This window comes from Cytobacillus firmus (assembly GCF_023612095.1).
GTDB lineage: Bacteria > Bacillota > Bacilli > Bacillales > Cytobacillaceae > Cytobacillus.
Genome location: NZ_CP086235.1, coordinates 977,060 through 998,929, shown reverse-complemented (window position 1 = coordinate 998,929; position 21,870 = coordinate 977,060). Strand labels below are relative to the sequence as shown.

Below are 21,870 nucleotides of genomic sequence, written 5' to 3'. Positions count from 1 at the left end.
GCAGGAGTCTCGCACCTTCCGCTCCAATCAACTCAGTAAATAATATACAATTAGCAACAAACCTTGCGACAACAGCCTTAGTATTTAATCAGGAAATATTTCTTCTTTCCGCGGCGAATGACGGTAAATTGACCTTCAATCTTGTCTTTATCAGTAAGAGTGTAATCAAGCTCTGTCACGCGTTCTCCGTTTACTGAAACAGCGCCATTCGTCACATCTTCACGAGCCTGGCGTTTGGATGGAGAGATTTTGGCAGCAACAAGTAACTCAACTATGCCCAATTCCTCTCCTTCTGAATGCTCATAAGATGGAACATCCTTAAAGCCTTGTTTAATCTCTGAAGCCGAAAGATTTTTTATATCGCCGCTGAACAGGGCAGCTGTAATTTTGATAGCCTGCTCTAATGCTGCATCCCCATGAATCAGACGTGTCATTTCTTCAGCAAGTGCTTTTTGGGCTTTGCGGAGATGCGGTTCGTTTTGAACAGCTTTTTCAAGATTTTCAATTTCTTCACGGGATAAGAAGGTAAAGAATTTAAGGTATTTAATTACATCGGCATCTGCCGTGTTAATCCAGAATTGATAAAACTCATAAGGAGATGTTTTCTCAGGATCTAACCAGATTGCACCGCTTTCCGTTTTGCCGAACTTTGTTCCATCCGCTTTTGTTACAAGAGGAATTGTCAGACCGTAAGCCTTGGAACCTTCAGGCGCCATTTTGCGGATAAGCTCAAGTCCGGTGGTAATATTCCCCACTGGTCGCTTCCGCCAATTTGCATTTTACAGTTATGGTTCTCATATAAATGAAGGAAATCCATTGCCTGAAGAATAGTGTAAGTAAATTCAGTAAAGGAAATTCCTGTTTCCAGTCTCGAAGAAATGGTGTCTTTAGCGAGCATGTAATTGACTCCGACATGTTTCCCATAATCACGCAGGAACGTAACGATATCCATAGAGCCTGCCCAATCGTAGTTGTTAACCATGATTGCTCCATTTTCACTTTCAAAATCAAAAATTCTTTTCAGCTGGCCCTTAATGCAGTCCACATTATGCTGTACTGTTTCAAGAGTCTGCAGCTTCCTTTCCTCGCTTTTGCCGCTTGGATCACCAATAAGTCCAGTGGCTCCGCCAACAAGTACAATTGGACGGTGGCCTTTTTTTTGAAAACGTCTTAATGTTAAAAATGGAAGCAGGTGTCCGATATGCATGCTGTCAGCAGTAGGGTCAACACCGCAGTATAAAGAAATTTTCTCTTTCTCGAGAGTATTTTGGATACCCTCTTCATCTGTCTGCTGATAAACAATTCCTCTCCATTGCAGATCTTCAAGTAAACTCATCTTATATCCTCCTAATCAACGGTTATTTTTAAGGCATTAAAGGTTTTAACCATACAAAAAGCGCCCCTGCAATTATGCAGGGACGCATGATCATTTTGCGCGGTACCACCCAGATTGAAGACAAATGTCCTCCACTCTTTCGAAATAACGGATAATTCCGTCCACTGCTATAACTGCTGTGCAGGTTGACAGTGAAAGCTCAGGGAGGTAATTCATCCTTCTATTTGTACCGGCTCGCAGCAAACGCCGGCTTTCTGAAACAGGGATAGAAGCATTACTGGATTCCCATCAATGCCTGTAAAATATTTAACGTCTAAGATAGAATATTTTTATCATAAAATTGAGCCAAATGTCAAATGCCTGTGCAAAAAAGGAAATTTCAGATAAATGGCGAACCATGTCATATTGGGCTGTCACATTGTGCTATAATATATGTGATTTTAGGGGGATTGATACGATGAAAGAAAAGTTTCAAATGTTAATGGATAAATTGAGGCAGACTCCGGGCCTTTTTGGTAATAAGAAAGCCGCTAAAGGCGCAAGTATTACATACCAGGTCATCTGGAATCTTACTTTGCTTTTTATCATCCTGGCTGTCATTGGCGGTTCATTTGCTGGGGGCCTCGGAGCCGGTTATTTCGCTTCGCTTGTAAAGGATGAGCCCATCCGATCCTATGCCAGCATGAAAAAGGATATTTATGACTATGAAGAAACATCAGAACTATACTTTGCAAACAATGTATATCTCGGAAAGCTCAGAACAGACCTTGAACGTGAGGAAGTTAAGCTTGATGATGTTTCGGAACACTTAATTAACGCAGTAGTAGCTACTGAAGATGAGTATTTCTACGAGCATGACGGGGTGGTGCCAAAAGCGATCATGCGTGCACTGTTCCAGGAAGTAACAAATTCATCTGTTCAATCCGGCGGAAGTACACTGACACAGCAGCTGATAAAGAACCAGATCTTAACGAATGAAGTTTCTTTCGAGCGGAAAGCAAAAGAGATTCTGCTTGCTTTGCGGCTGGAGAAATTCTTTGATAAAAAAGAAATATTGGAAGCGTATCTAAATGTTTCCACCTTTGGAAGAAATGCAACCGGACGTAATATTGCCGGAGTTGAAGCTGCTGCCAAAGGTATATTTGGGGTGAGTGCAAAAGATTTAACATTGCCTCAGGCCGCTTTCATTGCAGGGCTCCCTCAAAGTCCATTCGGCTACACTCCCTTTACAAGGGAGGGAACGGTCAAAGAGAATCTGGAACCGGGTTTCTCCAGGATGAAAACCGTTCTGAAAAGAATGTATGATGACGGAAAGATTGACCAGAAGCAATATGAGGATGCTTTGGCATATGACTTGACCAAAGATTTTACTACAGCTTCTGAGAGCCCTTTGGAAAAGTATCCATATTTAACGTATGAAATAGAAGAACGCGCAGTAGACATCATGACTAGAATTCTCGCAAAAAATGATGGATACGAAGAGAAGGACTTAAAGGAAGATGACGAGGTCCGGGAGGAATACAGGACTCTGGCAGACCGGACGATCCGCCAAAATGGCTTCCAGATCCATACGACGATTAATAAAGATATTTATGATAAAATGCAGCAGGTCAAAGATAACTACCCTTATTACGGACCGGACAAACCTGAGACAGTGAAGGATCCGGAAACTGGCGAAAACAAGCAAATCATGGAGCCCGTAGAAGTTGGTGCGATCTTAATTGAAAATAAAACCGGGAAAATCATCAGTTTTGTCGGAGGACGCGATCACAAACGCGAGCAGCTTAACCATGCTACAAGCGCTCTAAGGCAAAATGGTTCAACCATGAAGCCGCTTTTAGTCTATGCCCCGGCAATAGAACTGGGAAAAGCAGCGCCGGGCACTATTCTTCCTGATGTGCCGCTGCACCTTGCCCCGGGACTAAACAGACCTTGGCCAAAGAACTATACAAATACCTATAGCGGGCTCGTTTCAGCCAGACATGCACTTAAGCATTCTTACAATGTCCCAGCTGTAAAGCTCTATAAAGATATAGTCGGGCAGCGTCCTGCTGCTTACCTGGAAAAGATGGGCTTTACTTCTCTTATCGGCCATGACTATACAAACTTGGCTACATCCATTGGATCACTGGAATACGGCGTAACTGTCGAAGAAAATACAAACGCATTTACTACGTTTGCTAATGGCGGGAAATTTATCGACGCCTATATGATTGAAAAAATTACAGATAAAAACGGGAACGTCATATTCCAGCATAAGTCCGAGCCTGTTGATGTATTTAGCCCGCAGACAGCGTACCTTACAATTGATATGATGAGAGACGTTATTAACAGCGGAACTGCCACATCGATTAAGAGCAGATTGAAGTTCGGTTCTGACTGGGCCGGGAAAACAGGTACTGGTACTGAATTCATAGATGCCTGGTTTGTGGCAACCAACCCGAATGTCACGTTCGGCATCTGGTCTGGTTATGATACGCCTAAATCATTGAAAGCTCCCGGCCCATTAAGCTATAGCCTGAGAAATAATTATCTGTGGGCTGACCTGATGAATGCAGCATATGATGTTGCCCCTGACCTTGTGGACCCAAGCGAAAGCTTTAAAATGCCGGGCGGAATCGTAAGACGTTCATTCTGTGCCATTTCCGGCCTGCTCCCTTCAGAGGCATGTTCAAAAGCCGGCCTGGTCGAGACTGACTTATTTAATGCCAAATTTGTTCCTACAAAAGTGGATGACAGCCTCGGCAATGGAAAACTTGTACGAATTGGAGATAAAAAATATATGGCACTTGATTCAACACCTGAAGAGTTTACTGAACCTGGAATGGTAGTGAATCCGGAATATATTCAAAAGCTGTTCGGCATTAAAGCAAATTTAAGTACTCTAATTCCGAATAAGGAACGCTGGAAGAGCATCCTGACTAGCGCTGACGAGCTTAAAGACAACGGTAAAGCCCCGGCAGCTCCAGGCATAAAAGCTTCGGGTGAAACCATTACATGGGGTGCTAATCCTGAAAATGATGTGATAGGTTACCGAGTCTATAACGGAGGCAAAAAAATCGGTACCATAAAAGCCGGCTCTTCCCTTAGCTTTAAAGCTGGAAGCGGCTCAATCCATGTAACTGCCGTTGACATTGCCGGCAGAGAGTCTGCTCCATCCAATGCAGTGGAAATCGGCAAAAAGCCGGAAGAAGAGAAACCTAAAGAAGATAAATCTAAAGAAGATAAACCAAAAGAAGAAAAGCCTAAGAAAGAAAAACCGAAAGATCCGCCACCCGCTGAAAAGCCCAAGGAAGAAAAACCATCAGAATCAGGTGAAGATGGAGAGACATCAGCTGAAAATGGTTAAAACGAAAAGCAGAAATCCACTAATTGGATTTCTGCTTTTCCCGTTTTATACTTTCATATGCACATAAAGGCCGCTGTTTTTGAACAGCGGCCTTGAACTTTCTTAATCTTCCATCGTAGACAAATCACCGGTTGGGAGATCCAGTTCCCATGCCTTAAGCACACGGCGCATAATTTTGCCGCTGCGGGTTTTTGGAAGCTTGTCGCGGAATTCGATTTCACGCGGAGCAGCGTGGGCAGCAAGGCCTTTCTTAACGAATTGGCGAATTTCTTCCACTAATTCCTCAGTAGGTTCATACCCATTCCGTAAAGCAACAAACGCTTTAATAATTTCGCCGCGGACAGGATCCGGCTTGCCGATAACCCCAGCTTCTGCAACCGCAGGATGTTCGATCAGTTTACTCTCTACTTCAAACGGCCCTACACGTTCGCCTGATGTCATGATAACATCATCTACACGCCCCTGGAACCAGAAGTATCCATCTTCATCCATATAAGCGGAATCTCCGGAAACATACCAATCACCCGGCATAAAATAAGATTCATATTTCTGCTCGTTATTCCAGATGGCATGCATCATGGAAGGCCAGCCTTTTTTAATCGCAAGGTTGCCCATACGGTTAGGCGGCAGTTCATTGCCCTGATCATCGACAATGGCTGCTTTTACACCCGGAATCGGCTTACCCATGGATCCCGGCTTTATTTCCATGCAAGGATAATTGCAGATAAGCTGTGCACCTGTTTCAGTCATCCACCATGTATCATGGATGCGCATATTAAAGACTTTTGTACCCCATCTGACAACTTCAGGATTTAGCGGTTCACCGACACTTAGGACATGGCGAAGGGAGCTTAAATCAAATTTTTTCACAACTTCATCGCCCGCTCCCATCAGCATGCGGAATGCAGTTGGAGCACTATACCAAACTGTCACGCCATACTCCTCTATCATTTTATACCAGGTCTCCGGATTGAACCTGCCCCCGACCACAAGGTTTGAAGTCCCTGTCAGCCACGGGCCGAAAATACCATATGAAGTACCGGTTACCCATCCTGGATCAGCAGTGCACCAATATACATCTTCTTCTTTTAAGTCCAGCACCCATTTAGCTGTCTGGTAATGCTGAATCATTGCATTATGTACATGCAGGACCCCTTTTGGCTTGCCTGTTGATCCGGAAGTATAATGCAAAATAAGCCCATCGTTTCCGTCAACCCATTCAATTGGAAGCTTCCTGCTGGATTCTGCCATTCTTTTATTAAAATTAACATATGGCCCGGCTTCCTCTATGTTTTCCCCAACAAGGAAAACATGCTTTAAAGCAGGCAGCTGGTCAACAGGCACCCGTTCCAAAAGCTCAGGTGTTGTAATCAGGACTTTGGCTTCACTGTCAGCAAGCCTGTCACGAACAGCACCTTCCATGAAAGCTTCAAATAGAGGACCCACAATAGCCCCCAGCTTAACAGCCCCCAATACGGCAAAATAGAGCTCAGGAGAACGCGGCATAAAGATGAACACCCGGTCGCCTTTTTCAACATCACCATATGCCTTTAATGCATTTCCCGCTTTATTGGATAGTTCCTTCATTTCTTTAAAAGTATATTTCTCATTTCTCTCCCCATCGCGATAATAAAGGGCAACCTTATTCTTTCTGAAAGATTCCGCATGACGGTCGATAGCCTCATAGGCCATATTCATGCGGCCGGTTTCTTTCCAGGAAAATTCTTTTTCCGCATCAGCCCAGTTGAAATTTGCATAAAGCTCATTATAATTTTTTAAATTGAAGTCCCCTTGTGTTACTGGCAGCGCTTCCACTTTCATAAATCGTTCTCCCCCTTATTTATTATTTGATATTATTATAGTATAAACATAATATTTTCTCAATTTTTAAAATTTTAAAGGAGAAAAAAAAGTAGTTATGACCAGCATCGTAAATTGTCACAAACTTTTTTAAATTTACCAGAAAATTATGTGAAAGCGCTTTATCATCCGCGTTTTTATGTATAATAGAAGATACATTGATCATGCTACCTGGGTGGTGAATACATGGAACATAAAAAAACGTATAATGCAAAAGAATTAAAAACAGCCAATGGAAAACTAATCATTGAGGGTCCAATTACACAAGAAAAATTGGCAGATTATGAGTTTCATAAAGATCTTGTCGCTTTTAGGCCGCCGGCTCAGCAGCATAAAGCCCTGGTTGAAATTGCAGGATTGCCTGAGGGCAGAATTATAGTGGCCCGTGACAGACATACCATTGTCGGCTATGTCACTTACTTGTATCCGGATCCTCTTGAACGCTGGTCTGAAGGTAAGATGGATAATTTAATTGAATTGGGTGCCATAGAAGTGATTCCTGCTTTCCGGGGTTCAGGAACAGGCAAGAGCCTTCTGAAAGTATCTATGATGGATGATGCTATGGAGGATTATATTGTTATAACGACTGAGTATTATTGGCACTGGGATTTAAAAGGTACTGGCCTGAATGTATGGGAATATCGAAAAATCATGGAAAAGATGATGAACGCTGGCGGTCTTGAATGGTACGCTACAGATGACCCGGAAATCAGTTCACACCCTGCAAATTGCCTGATGGCCCGAATCGGAAAAAGAGTAGACCAGGATTCTGTGCAGCAATTCGACCGCCTGCGCTTTATGAATCGCTTTATGTATTAATAGAAGTGTAAATACATAGTTCATGCCATGACTATTTTTCTGCATGAGTGTATCTCCATATATTTTATCGCAGTCTAACGGGCAGTAAGACCCCCACTTCAAGACTCAGAGGAACCAAAGGAGGATAAGTGGGGGTCAAACTGCCCGTAAAGGCCGAAAAGAAGAACAAAGACTAAGAACGCCACGTCCTGTGGCAACGTCTTTGTGACCCACTTCCTGTGGGCCTCAACTAACAATCAGTGGAAAACCCCCACTGATTGAAGTTTCACTTTATAAGGAGGCATTTAAAGTGATTGTTGAAGAAATTATGAAAACGGATGTCACGGCTTTGTCAAAAGAAGACACGATTGCCGACGCCATAAGAATTATGAGCGAAAAAAGAATCCGGCATTTGCCGATAACAGATGAAGATGGCAGACTCCAGGGACTTGTAACAGACAGGGATATTCGGGATGCCACACCTTCTATTTTTCATACAGAACTGTTTAAGGAAGATCTGCAGAGACCGTTAAAAGTTATTATGAAGACAGATATCATCACTGGTCATCCGCTTGATTTCGCTGAAGAAATTGCCGCGGTTTTTTATGAACAGCGGATTGGCTGCCTGCCTATATTAAACGATAATAAGCTGGTTGGGATTGTCACAGAAACCGATTTGCTTCATACATTAGTTCAATTGACGGGTGCTCATCAGCCAGGCTCCCAGATTGAAGTTAAGGTGCCAAACAAGGCGGGCATGCTGTTTGAAATTGCTGAAGTCATTTGCAAAAGGAAAGCAAATATCCAGAGTGTCCTTGTATATCCTGACAAAACGGATGATAAATTCAAAATATTGGTGATAAGGGTACAGACAATGAACCCTACACTTGTAGTGGAAGATTTGAAAAAAGCAGGCCACCACGTTTTATGGCCAAATATGCCGGGGATTTCACTATGACACATGATTCAGTATTTGTTTATTCGGAAGACCTGCTGAATTATAAATTCGGCAAAAATCATCCTTTTAATCAGATAAGGCTGAAGCTGACACTCGATTTGCTCAAAAATATAAATGCCATCGATGATTGTCATATTATCCCGCCGCGCCAGGCTTCAGATGAAGAGCTTCACCTGATTCATGATCCAAATTATGTGAATGCTGTCAAGCTTGCCGGCCGTGGACAGCTTCCTGAGGAATCATGTGAAAACTATGGTCTCGGAACTGAGGACACACCCATATTCCCCAATATGCATGAAGCGAGCTCCTTTTTAGTTGGAGGCACCCTGGCAGCCGTTGATGCCGTAATGAACGGACGTGCTAAGCATGCACTTCACCTTGGAGGAGGCCTACACCATGGTTTTCGGGGAAAAGCCTCCGGATTTTGCATTTACAACGATAGTTCAGTAGCCATAAAGTACATGCAGGAAAAGTATAAAGCCCGTGTTCTGTATGTAGATACTGATGCTCATCATGGTGACGGTGTCCAATGGTCATTTTATGATGACCCGGATGTATGCACCCTATCCATTCATGAAACAGGACGATACCTCTTTCCCGGTACCGGAAATATCAATGAACGGGGACAAGGGAAGGGATATGGATTCTCTTTCAATATTCCCGTGGATGCATTTACTGAAGATGATTCCTGGCTGCATGCATACCGTACAGCTTTTCGGGAGGTTGCGGAATTTTTCAAGCCTGATGTAATTCTGACGCAAAATGGGGCTGATGCCCATTACCTTGACCCTCTTACCCATTTATCATCGACTATAAAAATCTATAGGGAAATTCCGAAACTGGCTCATGAAATTGCCCATGAATATTGCGGAGGAAAATGGATTGCAGTCGGCGGCGGCGGATATGATATTTGGAGAGTTGTTCCCCGGGCATGGGCCATGGTTTGGCTGGAAATGACTGAAAACTCTAATTGTTACGGCAATATCCCGGAGGAATGGATAAATAAGTGGAAAGAACACGCACCTGTGCCTCTTCCATCTGAATGGGAAGATCCGGCAGATTTATATAACCCTATCCCCCGAAAAAGTGAAATAACTGAAAAAAATGCCCGGACATTGGACAAGGTTCTTTATCCCATCCGGAACAAATCAATGACAGAGTCTAAATAAGAAAGTGACTGGCCGGAAACATCCGGTTGCCATTTCTTCACACGCAAATAAACAGGTCTGGCTTTTGCCAGACCTGTTTATTGATTGTTCTCTTCATTAAATTTCGGATCAGAAATAATAATTTCAACACGTCTGTTCTTCTCCCAATTTTCCGGTCCGGAATTGGGAACGATGGGACGGGTTTCCCCATAGCCGACAGCCATAAATCTGTGGCTGTCAAGTTTATGCCCTTCTGTTAAATATCTGATTACCGTACTGGCCCTGGCAGCAGATAACTCCCAATTGGACGGATATCTGTATGTGGTTATGGGCCGGTCATCAGTATGTCCTTCCACCTTCACCAGGTTGGGCATATTTGCTAACAGGGTTCCTACTTTATCCAGGAAAGGGTATGAGCTGTCTATAAGACTGGCCTCCCCGGATTCGAATAAAACCTGTTCCTGCAGGACAAGAACGACACCACGCTCCGTCCTGTTTGCCACTATAACCTCTTCTAATCCATTCTCCTCCAGAAAGGACTGTATTTCCATCAGGAGCTCATCAAGCGAATCAGATTGACCGCTGCCTTCTTCTTCCGTATTTTCTTCCATTTCTCCCTGATTCTCCGCGGGGATGATGGACTGCTGGAAATCAAGCACCTGCCTGTCCCGGAAGGAGTCAGATATAGCCTGAAATTTCATTAAATCGATCTGTGACATTGAAAAAAGCAGAATAAAGAAAACCAATATTAATGTGACGAGATCTGAGAAAGTCACCATCCAGCGTGGAGCGCCCTTGGGAGGCTCAGGAGATCTTCGCCTACGCCTCATGATCCAATGCCTCCCCCGCGTTTACAGCCCTCTCAAGCTCTCTTCGTTCCTCAGAGGATAAAAAGGCGCTCAGCTTCTCCTCCAGAATTTTTGGATTTTGACCGGATTGAACACCGATGACCCCTTCAATAATGATTTCCTTTAAAAACACTTCCTTCTCTGTCTTTAAAGCCAGCTTTGCTGCCATTGGCAAAAAAACAAGATTGGCCAGAAGTGAGCCATATAAAGTAGTCAATAAGGCAATGGCCATATTTGGCCCAAGAGTGGAGGGATCATTTAAATTTTTCAGCATCAGAACCAGGCCGATCAGAGTTCCTATCATTCCCCATGCCGGTGCATATTCACCCGCTCTTTCAAGAATGCTTCTGCCTTTTCTGTGCCTCTCTTCCATTGCCATTATTTCGGCATTCATAATGTCAGTAATGACATCCGGCTCTATGCCATCCACAGCCAGATAAATGCCTTTCCGAATAAAAGAATCTTCGACTTTCCCGACTTCAGCCTCGAGCGACAGAAGTCCTTCACGCCGGGCACGCTCAGAGAGTTTGACAAAAATGCCAATCAGCTCGCCAACGCTTTGTTCTTCATTGGAAAAAACCTGCTTAAAAACTGTGGGCATATGCCTGATATCTTTTAATGGAAAACTAACAAGCAGCCCGGCTATTAATCCGCCTAAAACAATAAGGATAGAGGAAAAATCAACAAATGATAAAAACCCATCTGCTCCACCATTCCACATAATCCCAAAAATGAGCATAGCCAGGCCCACCATTAACCCAGCAGGTGTTAACATATCGAACTTTCTCATACTCTCTCTCCCTGATCCACTGCATTATAAAAGTTTTAGGATAAATTTTGACAGAAAGAAACGCCTTTCATATTAAGGCGTTTTTCTTTCTACCCTTGTCCAGCTGCAGCGCCTAGCCCCTCGAGTCACTTCGGTCCAGATGCTGAAGTCAAAGAACGACTTCAACTTCTGGCCCTCCAGCGCTTGTCGGGGCTGGTCGAGGCGCTTCCGCTTTTCTTTTATATCGGCATATTTCTTATTTTGTTGAGCTTCGTTCTTCAATTCGATGTGGGAGTACAACAATTTGCTCATCGACAGATTCTTTATTCATAAGTTTTGTAAGCAATCTCATCGCAACTGCACCGATATCATACAATGGCTGTACAACTGAAGTCAGCTGGGGACGAACCATTAAGGTCAATCTGGTATTGTCTGAGCTGATGACCTCAAAGTCTTTCGGGACATCATAGCCTTTATCCTCAGCCCCATGGACGATTCCCAAAGCCATCTCATCAGATCCCGCAAAAATAGCAGTTGGGCGAGGTTCGGCCTCAAGCAGTTTCTCAAAGGCTTCTATACCTGAATCGTACGTATAATCTCCTTCAACCACCAAATCCTCGCGGAAGGATACTTCAGATTCTTCCAATGCACGCTTATAACCTGCAAGCTTCTTTTCCTGGTTAATCGGCTCACGGAGCGGTCCTACCACAAGTGCTACATCTTTATGGCCTTTTTCAATAAATGACTTTGTGACATCAAATGCTGCCTGTTCATAATTAATATTTACTGAGGGAATTTTGCCTGTTTCTTCAATAGAGCCGGCCAGCACGATGGGAACCGGAGACTTTTCAAACTCTTCAACAAGCTCGGACGTAATGTTGCTGCCCATGAAGACTATACCATCCACCTGTTTCCCTAGCATAGTATTGAGCAAGTGCAGCTCTTTTTCGATATTCTGGTCGGAGTTGCTGAGAATGATATTATATTTGTACATTGTCGCAATATCTTCTATGCCCCTTGCCAGTTCAGCAAAAAAGGTGCTGGAAATGTCGGGAATGATTACACCGACTGTAGTGGTTTTCTTGCTTGCCAATCCTCTTGCAACCGCGTTTGGACGGTATCCAAGCCGGTCAATTACTTCCATAACTTTCTTTCTTGTTGCCGGTTTAACATTCGGGTTGCCATTTACAACACGAGAAACCGTTGCCATTGATACATTCGCTTCTCTTGCCACATCATATATTGTTACATTCATTACTGACACTCCTTCTTTAATTAGCGGTCACTTCTATTACTTTATATTTTACAGCAACACGACATAACCTACTCATTTTTTATCCTAATTTGTGAGTAGTTACACATGACAATTATGTATTTAATCATACGACAGTCCAGTAATTGCCGCAATGTGAAGGCTTATATTTCTGAAAAAAACTTAAAACTTCCTTTATAAGCGAAAAAAAGAGCCGCCTGCCATTAGCAGAAGGCTCTCCATATTTTGAATAGTTCCGTTGATGCCGAATCAGAATGCGCGAACGGCTCTTATTCAATGATCACACTTTCAGCAATGCTGAAGATTGCAGTTCAGACATAAAATGGTCAAATTGATTTAAGTCCATTTGCTGTGCTGAATCTGAAAGGGCAACAGCCGGGTCAGGATGAACTTCTGCCATTACGCCATCTGCGCCGATTGCCAGCGCGGCCTTTGCTGCCGGAAGAAGCAAATCTCTGCGGCCTGTTGAATGTGTAACGTCAACCAGTACAGGCAAATGTGTCTCCTGCTTAAGGATTGGCACTGCTGAAATATCCAGTGTATTGCGTGTTGCCCGTTCGTAGGTGCGGATTCCCCGCTCACAAAGGATAATCTGTCCGTTCCCCTGGGACATGATGTATTCCGCTGCATTAATGAATTCTTCAATTGTAGCTGCAATTCCCCGCTTTAATAGAACTGGCTTATTTACAGCGCCCGCTGCTTTTAATAGCTCGAAGTTTTGCATGTTTCTTGCACCAATTTGAATGACATCAATATAATTTACAGCTGTTTCAATATCATTTGGGCTTACAATTTCAGAGATAACTGCCAAATCGTATTCATCTGCCACTCTTTTTAAAATTTTCAGCCCTTCAAGCCCAAGACCCTGAAAATCGTATGGCGATGTTCTTGGTTTATAAGCTCCTCCGCGAAGAAGCTTTAGCCCTTTTGCTTTTACAGCTTCAGCAACAGTTGCTACCTGCTCATAAGATTCAACTGCACATGGGCCAAAAACAAGATGAGGATTGCCATCTCCTACTTTTTCACCTTTTAAGTCCACAATTGTGTTTTCAGGCTTCTTTTTGCGTGAAACAAGAAGCGCTTTTCTATGATCATCTTTTTGAAGTTCAAGACCTGCTTTAAAAATTTCCTTGAACATATGCTCAATTGTTGAATTTTCAAAAGGACCGTCATTATGCTCTTTTATCAAATCAAGCATTTTGCGTTCCCGGACAGGATCATAACGATAAACCCCTTGTGTTTCCTTTACTCTTCCGATTTCTTGAACAAGTTCTGCTCTTTCATTGATTAAAGATAAAAGCTGAAGATTCAGCTCATCCACTCGATCACGAAGTTTATCTAGTTCATTATTGCTCATTTCCTGTCCCTTCCTTTCGAATCTCAATTTAAGCCGTGTTGAATTTTAGGATTATGCATAAAGCCCGCACCCTAAGCACGAATTAAGCATTTCCATCTTTTTCTTTTACGGCCTCTCGATATATGATACATTTTTTATAATTAGGGTTATTATATATGAATTATTCAGACATGTCACGAAAAATTTCTTTATTAATTAAACGCTTTTAAGTAATAAAGCAACCTTAAGGCAAAATTAAGCATTCTATGACAATTCAAAAGAAGGTGTATTGCTTTGGACGAACAAAAAAAGCTTTTTGCACTGGATATCGGCACTCGCACAGTGGTCGGAATTATTCTGGAGGAAGACGGCGGCCAATACCATGTGAAAGACATCGTGATTAGGGAGCATGCAGAAAGGGCCATGCTCGATGGCCAGATCCATGATGTTCCGGCTGTTTCGAAAATTATAGCAGAAATAAGAGATGAACTTGAAGTGAAACACGGCCCATTAAATAAAGTTTGTGTAGCAGCAGCTGGCAGGGCTTTAAAAACAGAAAGATCTAAAACATCGATCATCATTAAAGGCAAACCGATGATGCAAAAACAGGATATAATTCACCTTGAATTAAGTGCGGTTCAGCAGGCACAGGCAATCGCAGCAGAAAAGCAGGCAGCCGAAAAAAGCTATTATTACTATTGTGTTGGATATTCGGTTTTATACTACCATCTAGATGGGGAGGAAATCGGCAGCCTGATTGATCAGCAGGGGGATGAAGCATCTGTAGAAATCATTGCTACCTTTCTGCCGAAGGTTGTAGTGGAGTCACTCATCTCAGCTCTTCATAGGGCTGGCCTGGAAATGGAAGCCTTAACACTTGAGCCAATCGCAGCTATTAATGTTCTGATCCCGCCTTCAATGAGAAGACTGAATGTGGCACTTGTTGATATCGGTGCCGGAACATCCGACATTGCCATAACCGATTTGGGGACAGTTACTGCATTTGGAATGGTGCCTGTAGCAGGCGATGAGATCACCGAAGCCATTAGTGACCAGCTTCTGCTGGACTTCCCTCTGGCAGAAAAGGCAAAAAGAGACTTGCACGAATCCGATATGATTACTGTCACGGATATTCTCGGCTTCCAAACAGAAATCAGCAGAGAAGAGACAATTGAAAAAATTTCTCCAGCTCTGGAACGTTTGACAAATTCCATTTGTGAGGAAATAATGCGGCTGAATAACAGGCCGCCAAAAGCCGTCATGCTGGCAGGCGGCGGGAGCTTAACACCCGGATTGCCTGAAAGGATAGCGAACAGATTGGGCCTACCGGCAAATAGAGTTGCAATTAGAGGAATTGATGCTATCAGCGGGCTGCATTTACCGGATTATACAGACAAGGGCCCTGAGTTAGTCACCCCAATAGGAATTGCGATAGCCGCTAAAAAAGCGCCGGTCCAATATTGTACTGTTTACGTCAACGATCAGCCTGTCCGGCTATTTGAGGTTAAAAACCTGACAGTCGGGGATTGTATGCTGGCAGCAGGAATTAAAATGAATAAGCTCTACGGGAAGCCTGGCCTTGCCATGATTATCAATTTAAACGGGCAAAACATTACGATCCCGGGAAGCCATGGAGAAGCTCCAGCCATCACTCGAAACAGCCTCCCAAGTGCATTAGATGAAGAAATCAAATCAGGGGATATCATAACCGTTTCAAAAGGGCGTGACGGATTGCCTGCTGATGTTTGCATTAAGGATTTAATTGATGAAGTCCCGGAAAAGTCTATCACTATTAACGGAAAACAATTTACAATTCATCCTGCCATTACCTGTAATGAAAAGGTTGCCTCGCTCGAGCAGACTCTTGCTGATCGGGATAAAGTGGAGTGCAGAGTACCGGAAACTGCTGAAGAAATCTTAACAATTTTAAATCTGAATAATTTATTAAACGAGCTTAAAACTTTTCGAATCAGCATTAACGAAAAAGAGACTTTTCTGCCGCGTCATTCCGGAAAGCTTTATAAAAACGGCCTTGAGGTTAATTGCCACAGCATCGTAGATAATGGTGACAATCTTCGCATTGAAAAAGGCAACACTCTGACCGTAAAGGAATTAGCAGATATTAAGCAGCTGGCACTTCAGGAGAGCATCCCTGTCATTTTTAACAGCAAGAAATTAGAGCTGTCCAGGCGAATACTCGAATTTCAGAGAGAAGGCGCTGTACTGACCGAAGATGACGTGATTTCTGCTGGAGATGCGATAACAATCCTGAAAAAACCAAGATCCCCCTTTATTTTTCAGGATATATTCAGCCATGTTAATGTCGATATGCCTGCTTCCTCTTCCGGAGGCTTCATCCTTTTGAAAAATGGGGAAAAAACATCTTTTCATGAATCAGTAGAGCCTGGTGACCATCTTAAAATTGTGTGGCCTTCCATAAATAATAAGCATTCCACTATTAAATATAGCTAGAAATTAAAAACCCATCCGATTGGATGGGTTTTAGCTGTTTTCCTTCACTGCATTCAAAAGGGAGTCATATGTAATCTTCCAATGTGATGCATGCCATACAACATCTCCATTATTAAACAGAATTGCCTGAGGCGATTCATGTTTGATATGAAAAGTTTCTGCAATGTGATTGGACAAAGGGCGATCCTCCTGAACAACCAGGTAATAAGCATTAACATCTTTATGCTCTTTTACAAAGCTATCATATTCTTCATAAGCTGCACCGCTCACAGGGCATGTAGAACTGTGTTTTAATAGCAGCAGCTGCTCTCCTGATTCTACGGCTTGATCAAATGCTTCATGACTATCAAATTTTTTCATTTTTCTCTCCTCCTAAAATCAAACAACGGTGAAGTTATCGTACCACTTCACCGTTGTTTAAACAAATAGTTTAGTTATACTTTTGCTCGGTTTCGTCAAAAGCTTTTTTTGTTTCTTCCAGTTTCATTTGGATTTCCGCATCATTGACTGGCGCGTTTCCTTCAGTCTGGAATGTTTCGTTATTGATAGCTGCTCCCTCTTCTTCGGCTGAGCCGTTTGCAGAAGCTTGTCCATTTTGATAGTCTTTTAAGTTCTTCACTTTATTTACAAGCTCATTGGATTGTTTGGTTACTGTTTGAGTTAACACATTTGTTTTCTCTTTTGCAGCATTAGCCAGTTCAGTTCCTTTTGTCATAGCTGTTTCGCGGTACTGCCCCGATTTTTCCTTTAGGATGGCCGCTTTTTCGCTTAAATCACTTTGGAGCTCTTTTCCTGATTTTGGAGCCAGGAACAAAGCTGTAGCTGCGCCAACCATTCCTCCTATAAGAGCACCAATCATAAAATCCTTCGTATTGATATTTTCCTCAGTTTTTACCTGGTTTGAATCAAATTGATTACGGTCTTGGCTATTCATTCTCCTTTTTCCTCCTCTAATTCTAGTATCGTGCTCTTTCTCTCTGGCGTTCGGGCGGAAGCATTTGTTTCTCCCCGACATTGTACTGATAAGGGTCTTCTTTTTTCATTTTCCACTTATCCTTGATTTCAAGGAGAACATTGCTCCACTGAACCACCTGTGAGATTTTATCTTTATTCTGTTCAAGCTGTGTGTTAACAGAAGATGTGATTTTCTGAATGGATCCATTAAATTTGCGGACAGAGTCACCAACTTCTTTTACCGCAGTTACAACACTGTTCAGATTCTCTGACTTCTGCTGAATATCTGTTGCCAGTGTATTTGTTTTGTGCAGAAGAACTGTAGTTTCCTTCGTAACACCGTCTAATTGCCTTTCAAGGCCTGCTAATGTGTGTGAAACGTTATCTAATGTCCCTTGCAAGGATTTTAATGTTTTAGCCAAATAAATGACCAAAACAAGGAATGCAATAGCAATGACTGCTACACTTAAGTATAAAATTATTTCCAATTCCTACACCTCCGGTTGTCTGTATACTAACTTTTTACCCAGATGCACTGCCTCTAAACCAGGAGTACATTAATAGATTCAACTTGCAAAGTCCAAATTCCTTCTCATTCGGGTATTTTCATCAGTTAAAGTAAATATTAGCATAATTGGAAAAGGTTAAACAAAACCATCCATTTCGGTTACAATAATAGTTGTCGGAAAAATAAATTTAATGGAGGTATATACGCATGAAAGATCCCCGTATTGAAAAACTCGCCAAAAATTTGATTAACTATTCAGTCCGTCTTCAGAAAGGCGAGAAAATCCTTATTGAAAATTTTGGACTGCAGAAGGAATTGGTGACGGCACTGGTAAAGGAAGCATACGCTGCTGGAGGATACCCTTTTGTCTCCTTAAAAGATCATCAGGTGGATCGTTCCCTGCTTTTAGGAGCACAAGAAGAGCAATTCAATATGATGGCTGAATTTGAAGCAAATGTTATGAGCAAAATGGATGCATACATAGGACTTCGCTCTGGAGAAAACATCAACGAGCAGGCTGATGTGCCGGATGATAAAATGAAAATCCATGGTTCAACAATTGGACAAAAAGTACATAGAGAAATTCGCGTGCCAAAAACGAAGTGGGTAGTTCTGCGCTATCCAAATGCTTCCATGGCTCAGCTTGCTAAAATGAGCACAGAGGCATTTGAAGATTTCTACTTTGATGTCTGCAATTTGGATTACGGCAAGATGGATAAAGCGATGGACAGCCTTGTCGAATTAATGAATAAGACCGATAAAGTCCGGATCACCGGTCCTGGTACAGACCTGTCCTTCTCGATTAAGGATATTCCTGCAATCAAATGCTCCGGTCAGATGAATATTCCTGATGGAGAGGTTTACACTGCCCCTGTACGTGAGTCTGTGAATGGAGTTATCACTTATAACACACCATCCCCATACCATGGTTTTACATTCGAAAATGTCAAGCTGACATTTAAAGACGGGAAAATTGTTGAAGCGGAAGCCAATGACAGTGAACGCATCAATAAAATCTTTGATACGGATGAAGGTGCACGCTATATTGGTGAATTCGCCATTGGAGTTAATCCATACATTCTCCATCCGATGCAGGATATCCTGTTCGATGAAAAAATTGATGGAAGCTTCCACTTTACACCCGGACAGTGTTATGACGAAGCGTACAATGGAAATAAATCAAATATCCACTGGGATATGGTCAACATCCAGCGCCCTGACTATGGCGGCGGCGAAATCTACTTTGATGATGCATTAATCCGTAAAGACGGGAGATTCGTCATTGCTGAACTGGAAGCGTTAAATCCAGAGAGCTTAAAGTAGGATCACAAGTCTATGTAAAAAAGGATGCTTCCTGAGCGGAGCATCCTTTTTATAAATTATATTTGATTTTCGTATGCCTGCTGGAATTTTTGGATATCTCCGGCACCCATAAACATAATTACACTTTCTTCATGATTTCTTAGGATCGCTGTTTCTTCCTCATTTAAAATTTGTGCATTAGGAATTTTATCCTTTAAATCATTGATCGTGAGTTTACCATGGTTTTCCCGGGCAGAGCCAAAGATTTCACATAGATAAACTTTGTCAGCCAAATTGAGGCTTGATGCAAAATCCTCAAGAAATGCCTGAGTCCTCGTAAATGTATGAGGCTGGAAAACGGCCACAACTTCCTTTTCAGGATACTTTTGTCTGGCAGCTTCTACAGTTGCCTTAATTTCTGTCGGATGGTGGGCATAATCATCAATAATGACCTGAGAGCCTACTTTCTTCTCGGAGAATCTTCTTTTTACCCCTTCAAAAGAAAGAAGCTGTTCCTGAACAATCTTTGCATCAATCTCTTCATAATGACATAAAGCGATGACAGCTAAAGAGTTCAGAACGTTATGATCTCCATAGGCGGCAATTGAAAACGTCTCATAGAAGGTATTGCGGACAAAAACGTCAAATGTTGTCCCTTCAGTCGTCTTAACAACATTGCGTGCCTGGAAATCATTTTCTTCTCCGAAACCGTAAAATACGACAGGCACTTTAGCCTGTATTTTTTGCAGCTGTTCGTCATCACCGCATGCAAAAATGCCCTTATTCACTTGCCAAGACATCTCCTGAAAAGCAGAGAAAACATCTTCAACATTGGCAAAGTAGTCAGGGTGGTCGAAATCGATGTTTGTCATTATCGCATAATCCGGGTAATAAGAAAGGAAGTGTCTTCTGTATTCGCAAGCTTCAAAAACAAAATACTCAGCTTCTTCGTCCCCTTTGCCCGTACCGTCTCCAATAAGGAATGAAGTTGGTTTTGCACCTCTCATAACATGTGCAAGCAAGCCTGTAGTGGATGTTTTCCCATGTGCTCCTGTCACTGCAACGCTTGTGAAATTCTTCATAAAATCACCTAAGAAGCGGTGATAGCGCACAACAGGCAAGCCAAGCTTCATTGCTTCCTCAATTTCTTCATGCGTGTCCGGATATGCATTCCCGGCGATTACCGTCATGCCCGGCTGTATATTTTCCTTTTGAAAGGGAAGGATCTTTATTCCGGATTTTTCAAGTGCCACCTGCGTAAAAAAGTGTTTCTCAAAATCGGAGCCTTGAACCTGATAGTTCATATCATGCAGAACTTGTGCCAATGCACTCATTCCGGACCCCTTTATACCTACGAAATGGTAAATAGTCATATAAAGAACCTCCAACCATCGTATATCTGTAAAACAGTATATGACATATATCTAGTTTTGCGCATATCCCCTGAGAAGACATGCTTCCGTGACTGTGCTGCTATGCTGTTTCGCTGTTATTTATATAAAGTGAAACTTCAATCAGTGGGGGTTTTCCTTATCCCCCACTGATTGTTAGTTGAACCAATCGGGCCTTTACGGGCAGTTTGATCCCCACTTATCCTCCTTTGATTCCTCTGAGTCTTGAAGTGGGGGTCTTACTGCCCGTTAGACTGCGATAAACTTACACTTTAATGTATTGAAACATTATATCATTAATCGATTTTAAAAACTATGTAACGTATTGCCAGCTCTTTATTCCTTAAACATTACATATAAACATTGATATCAGGATCCATTTAAATGTATTGCTCTGTTATTCAACTCTTTCAAGGCGGGGGTTGGGGCGGTAACGGCGTCCTGCCTTTGCTGCGTGCTTGCCGTCTATCATCACATTATCTCCCGTGAATCCAATGGTAATATTAAGAAGGCTGCTTCCCACACCATAAGTATCAACTGGAACACCCTTTTCTTCAAAATCACGGATTCGGGATTCGGTGAAGCCTCCGCTCACCACAATCTTCACATGGCCGAAGCCCTCGTCATCCAGCGCTTTTCTTAGAGCAAAAATCAGTTCAGCATTGACTCCACGCGGGTCAAATGTTCCCAGGATATGCTGATTTCTCAAGAAATATTGATCAATCATTGTTCTGGATGTGTCAACCCGGACACCTTTAAGTTCATCGCCAAAAGCCCTGGCTACTTTCAGGGAATCAGTGATTGCATCATTGTTATAATCTACCAGAGCAACTAAATCGTCTTCAGGAAACGTCTCCTGATAAGCTTCAGCAGCCGCGACGATATCTCCCTCAAACATTTGAATCAGTGCATGCGGCATTGTACCCATGCCCTTTTTGCCCCACCATTCGTTCATGGCATGTGTTGCCTGGGCTGTTGCTCCCCCAATATAGGCTGCATATCCATCACCTGCCTGGGTGGTATAATGATCATCCCGGTCGCCCATGAAGATGACCTGTTTTTGAACACCTGAAACTCCTGCTGCTTTTACCACATTATAGACATTTGTGGCAACCGAGGTTCTTCTGGCCAATATGCCGTCAATAATTCCTTCGAGATAGCCGAAATCCTGATATCTTCCTGTTATGGTCATTACTGTTTCAAAGGGTGAAATCTTGTCACCATCTTTTAATGAATGAATTTCCAGATCATCCGGACGGTCGGCAAATGTTTTTAACAGCGCAATGACTTCATCCGTACCGCATAGAACGGCATGACTCTTTTGAAAAAACTGCATAGTTACAATTTTATCAACGTGATATTTCTTAACAATTTCTCTGGTCTTTAGGAAGTAAACCGCTGAAAACCAGCCATCTCTTACACGTTCATCAAATTTAAAAGTCTGGTTTGTCAGACGTTTTATTTCTCCCTTAACCTTCATTTCAATCTCTTTCATCCCAAGCTCCTTACAAACATGAAAGAAAGCAGGCTTGCCTGCAGACTTGGCGTTGCAAGGAGCAGGCCCCTAA

Annotated in this window: 16 protein-coding genes, 1 pseudogene and 1 other annotated feature; of the genes and pseudogenes, 6 read left to right on the top strand and 11 right to left on the bottom strand. The window is 42.6% G+C overall.

Features of this window, described 5'->3' with window-relative positions; all coding sequences use genetic code 11:
* Positions 1-77 precede the first annotated feature (77 nt).
* Positions 78-1,336, bottom strand: a pseudogene (gene tyrS / locus LLY41_RS05060) (tyrosine--tRNA ligase).
* Positions 1,337-1,411: 75 nt separating this feature from the next.
* Positions 1,412-1,637 (bottom strand) — a binding site (T-box leader).
* Between the two features lie 156 nt (positions 1,638-1,793).
* Between tyrS and LLY41_RS05055 the strand changes: the two are divergent.
* A complete protein-coding gene (locus tag LLY41_RS05055) occupies positions 1,794-4,685 on the top strand; it encodes a transglycosylase domain-containing protein (protein ID WP_304587086.1) in 2,892 nt (963 codons plus the stop codon).
* A gap of 102 nt (positions 4,686-4,787) precedes the next feature.
* Here the strand turns inward: LLY41_RS05055 and acsA are convergent, their stop codons facing one another.
* Positions 4,788-6,506: an acetate--CoA ligase gene (gene acsA, locus LLY41_RS05050; RefSeq protein ID WP_095244853.1), complete on the bottom strand. Its 1,719-nt coding sequence runs from the start codon at positions 6,504-6,506 to the stop codon at positions 4,788-4,790.
* A 225-nt stretch (positions 6,507-6,731) separates the two neighbouring features.
* Here acsA and LLY41_RS05045 point away from each other — a divergent pair, with 225 nt between their 5' ends.
* From LLY41_RS05045 to LLY41_RS05035, 3 genes are all read left to right on the top strand, one after another.
* The gene (locus LLY41_RS05045) at positions 6,732-7,364 is read left to right on the top strand and encodes a GNAT family N-acetyltransferase (protein ID WP_095244852.1); all 633 of its coding nucleotides are present in this window, start codon (positions 6,732-6,734) and stop codon (positions 7,362-7,364) included.
* Positions 7,365-7,653: 289 nt separating this feature from the next.
* Positions 7,654-8,301: an acetoin utilization AcuB family protein gene (locus LLY41_RS05040; RefSeq protein WP_095244851.1), complete on the top strand. Its 648-nt coding sequence runs from the start codon at positions 7,654-7,656 to the stop codon at positions 8,299-8,301.
* Positions 8,298-9,470: an acetoin utilization protein AcuC gene (locus LLY41_RS05035; RefSeq protein ID WP_095244850.1), complete on the top strand. Its 1,173-nt coding sequence runs from the start codon at positions 8,298-8,300 to the stop codon at positions 9,468-9,470. The genes LLY41_RS05040 and LLY41_RS05035 overlap by 4 nt, the downstream gene beginning before the upstream one ends.
* Before the next feature lie 77 nt (positions 9,471-9,547).
* Here the strand turns inward: LLY41_RS05035 and motS are convergent, their stop codons facing one another.
* The 4 genes from motS to LLY41_RS05015 form a co-directional block, all read right to left on the bottom strand.
* Positions 9,548-10,279: a flagellar motor protein MotS gene (gene motS / locus LLY41_RS05030; RefSeq protein ID WP_095244849.1), complete on the bottom strand. Its 732-nt coding sequence runs from the start codon at positions 10,277-10,279 to the stop codon at positions 9,548-9,550.
* Complete coding sequence (gene motP, locus LLY41_RS05025; protein ID WP_095244848.1) at positions 10,269-11,087, bottom strand: flagellar motor protein MotP; 819 nt, start codon at positions 11,085-11,087, stop codon at positions 10,269-10,271. Before motP ends, motS begins: the two co-directional genes overlap by 11 nt.
* A gap of 235 nt (positions 11,088-11,322) precedes the next feature.
* Positions 11,323-12,321: a catabolite control protein A gene (gene ccpA, locus LLY41_RS05020; RefSeq protein ID WP_304587085.1), complete on the bottom strand. Its 999-nt coding sequence runs from the start codon at positions 12,319-12,321 to the stop codon at positions 11,323-11,325.
* A 298-nt stretch (positions 12,322-12,619) separates the two neighbouring features.
* Positions 12,620-13,696 carry a bifunctional 3-deoxy-7-phosphoheptulonate synthase/chorismate mutase gene (locus LLY41_RS05015; protein ID WP_076261985.1) on the bottom strand — a complete coding sequence of 359 codons (1,077 nt, stop codon included), beginning with the start codon at positions 13,694-13,696 and terminating at the stop codon, positions 12,620-12,622.
* 273 nt (positions 13,697-13,969) lie between these two features.
* Between LLY41_RS05015 and pilM the strand changes: the two genes are divergently transcribed.
* On the top strand, positions 13,970-16,147 hold the full coding sequence (pilM, locus tag LLY41_RS05010; RefSeq protein WP_304587084.1) for a cell division protein FtsA: 2,178 nt from the start codon (positions 13,970-13,972) through the stop codon (positions 16,145-16,147).
* Positions 16,148-16,177: 30 nt separating this feature from the next.
* Here the strand turns inward: pilM and ytxJ are convergent, their stop codons facing one another.
* The 3 genes from ytxJ to LLY41_RS04995 form a co-directional block, all read right to left on the bottom strand.
* Positions 16,178-16,507, bottom strand: coding sequence for a bacillithiol system redox-active protein YtxJ (ytxJ, locus tag LLY41_RS05005; RefSeq protein ID WP_095244845.1), 330 nt, complete (start codon positions 16,505-16,507; stop codon positions 16,178-16,180).
* A gap of 70 nt (positions 16,508-16,577) precedes the next feature.
* Positions 16,578-17,081: a YtxH domain-containing protein gene (locus tag LLY41_RS05000; RefSeq protein ID WP_095244844.1), complete on the bottom strand. Its 504-nt coding sequence runs from the start codon at positions 17,079-17,081 to the stop codon at positions 16,578-16,580.
* Positions 17,082-17,103: 22 nt separating this feature from the next.
* Entirely contained in the window at positions 17,104-17,589 is a 486-nt protein-coding gene (locus LLY41_RS04995; RefSeq protein WP_095244843.1) for a DUF948 domain-containing protein, read from the bottom strand.
* Between the two features lie 227 nt (positions 17,590-17,816).
* Between LLY41_RS04995 and LLY41_RS04990 the strand changes: the two genes are divergently transcribed.
* The gene (locus tag LLY41_RS04990; protein WP_095244842.1) at positions 17,817-18,932 is read left to right on the top strand and encodes an aminopeptidase; all 1,116 of its coding nucleotides are present in this window, start codon (positions 17,817-17,819) and stop codon (positions 18,930-18,932) included.
* Positions 18,933-18,988: 56 nt separating this feature from the next.
* Here the strand turns inward: LLY41_RS04990 and murC are convergent, their stop codons facing one another.
* Both murC and LLY41_RS04980 read right to left on the bottom strand, forming a co-directional pair.
* Entirely contained in the window at positions 18,989-20,284 is a 1,296-nt protein-coding gene (gene murC / locus LLY41_RS04985) for a UDP-N-acetylmuramate--L-alanine ligase (protein WP_095244841.1), read from the bottom strand.
* Positions 20,285-20,699: 415 nt separating this feature from the next.
* Complete coding sequence (locus tag LLY41_RS04980) at positions 20,700-21,797, bottom strand: nicotinate phosphoribosyltransferase (protein ID WP_095244840.1); 1,098 nt, start codon at positions 21,795-21,797, stop codon at positions 20,700-20,702.
* Positions 21,798-21,870 lie beyond the last annotated feature (73 nt).

What these genes read in the sequence shown, in the direction of transcription:
- LLY41_RS05055 (WP_304587086.1), top strand. Translation starts at nt 1,794, where the DNA reads ATGAAAGAAAAGTTTCAAATGTTAATGGATAAATTGAGGCAGACTCCG.
- acsA (WP_095244853.1), bottom strand. Translation starts at nt 6,506, where the DNA reads ATGAAAGTGGAAGCGCTGCCAGTAACACAAGGGGACTTCAATTTAAAA.
- LLY41_RS05045 (WP_095244852.1), top strand. Translation starts at nt 6,732, where the DNA reads ATGGAACATAAAAAAACGTATAATGCAAAAGAATTAAAAACAGCCAAT.
- LLY41_RS05035 (WP_095244850.1), top strand. Translation starts at nt 8,298, where the DNA reads ATGACACATGATTCAGTATTTGTTTATTCGGAAGACCTGCTGAATTAT.
- motS (WP_095244849.1), bottom strand. Translation starts at nt 10,279, where the DNA reads ATGAGGCGTAGGCGAAGATCTCCTGAGCCTCCCAAGGGCGCTCCACGC.
- motP (WP_095244848.1), bottom strand. Translation starts at nt 11,087, where the DNA reads ATGAGAAAGTTCGATATGTTAACACCTGCTGGGTTAATGGTGGGCCTG.
- ccpA (WP_304587085.1), bottom strand. Translation starts at nt 12,321, where the DNA reads ATGAATGTAACAATATATGATGTGGCAAGAGAAGCGAATGTATCAATG.
- LLY41_RS05015 (WP_076261985.1), bottom strand. Translation starts at nt 13,696, where the DNA reads ATGAGCAATAATGAACTAGATAAACTTCGTGATCGAGTGGATGAGCTG.
- ytxJ (WP_095244845.1), bottom strand. Translation starts at nt 16,507, where the DNA reads ATGAAAAAATTTGATAGTCATGAAGCATTTGATCAAGCCGTAGAATCA.
- LLY41_RS05000 (WP_095244844.1), bottom strand. Translation starts at nt 17,081, where the DNA reads ATGAATAGCCAAGACCGTAATCAATTTGATTCAAACCAGGTAAAAACT.
- LLY41_RS04990 (WP_095244842.1), top strand. Translation starts at nt 17,817, where the DNA reads ATGAAAGATCCCCGTATTGAAAAACTCGCCAAAAATTTGATTAACTAT.
- murC (WP_095244841.1), bottom strand. Translation starts at nt 20,284, where the DNA reads ATGACTATTTACCATTTCGTAGGTATAAAGGGGTCCGGAATGAGTGCA.
- LLY41_RS04980 (WP_095244840.1), bottom strand. Translation starts at nt 21,797, where the DNA reads ATGAAAGAGATTGAAATGAAGGTTAAGGGAGAAATAAAACGTCTGACA.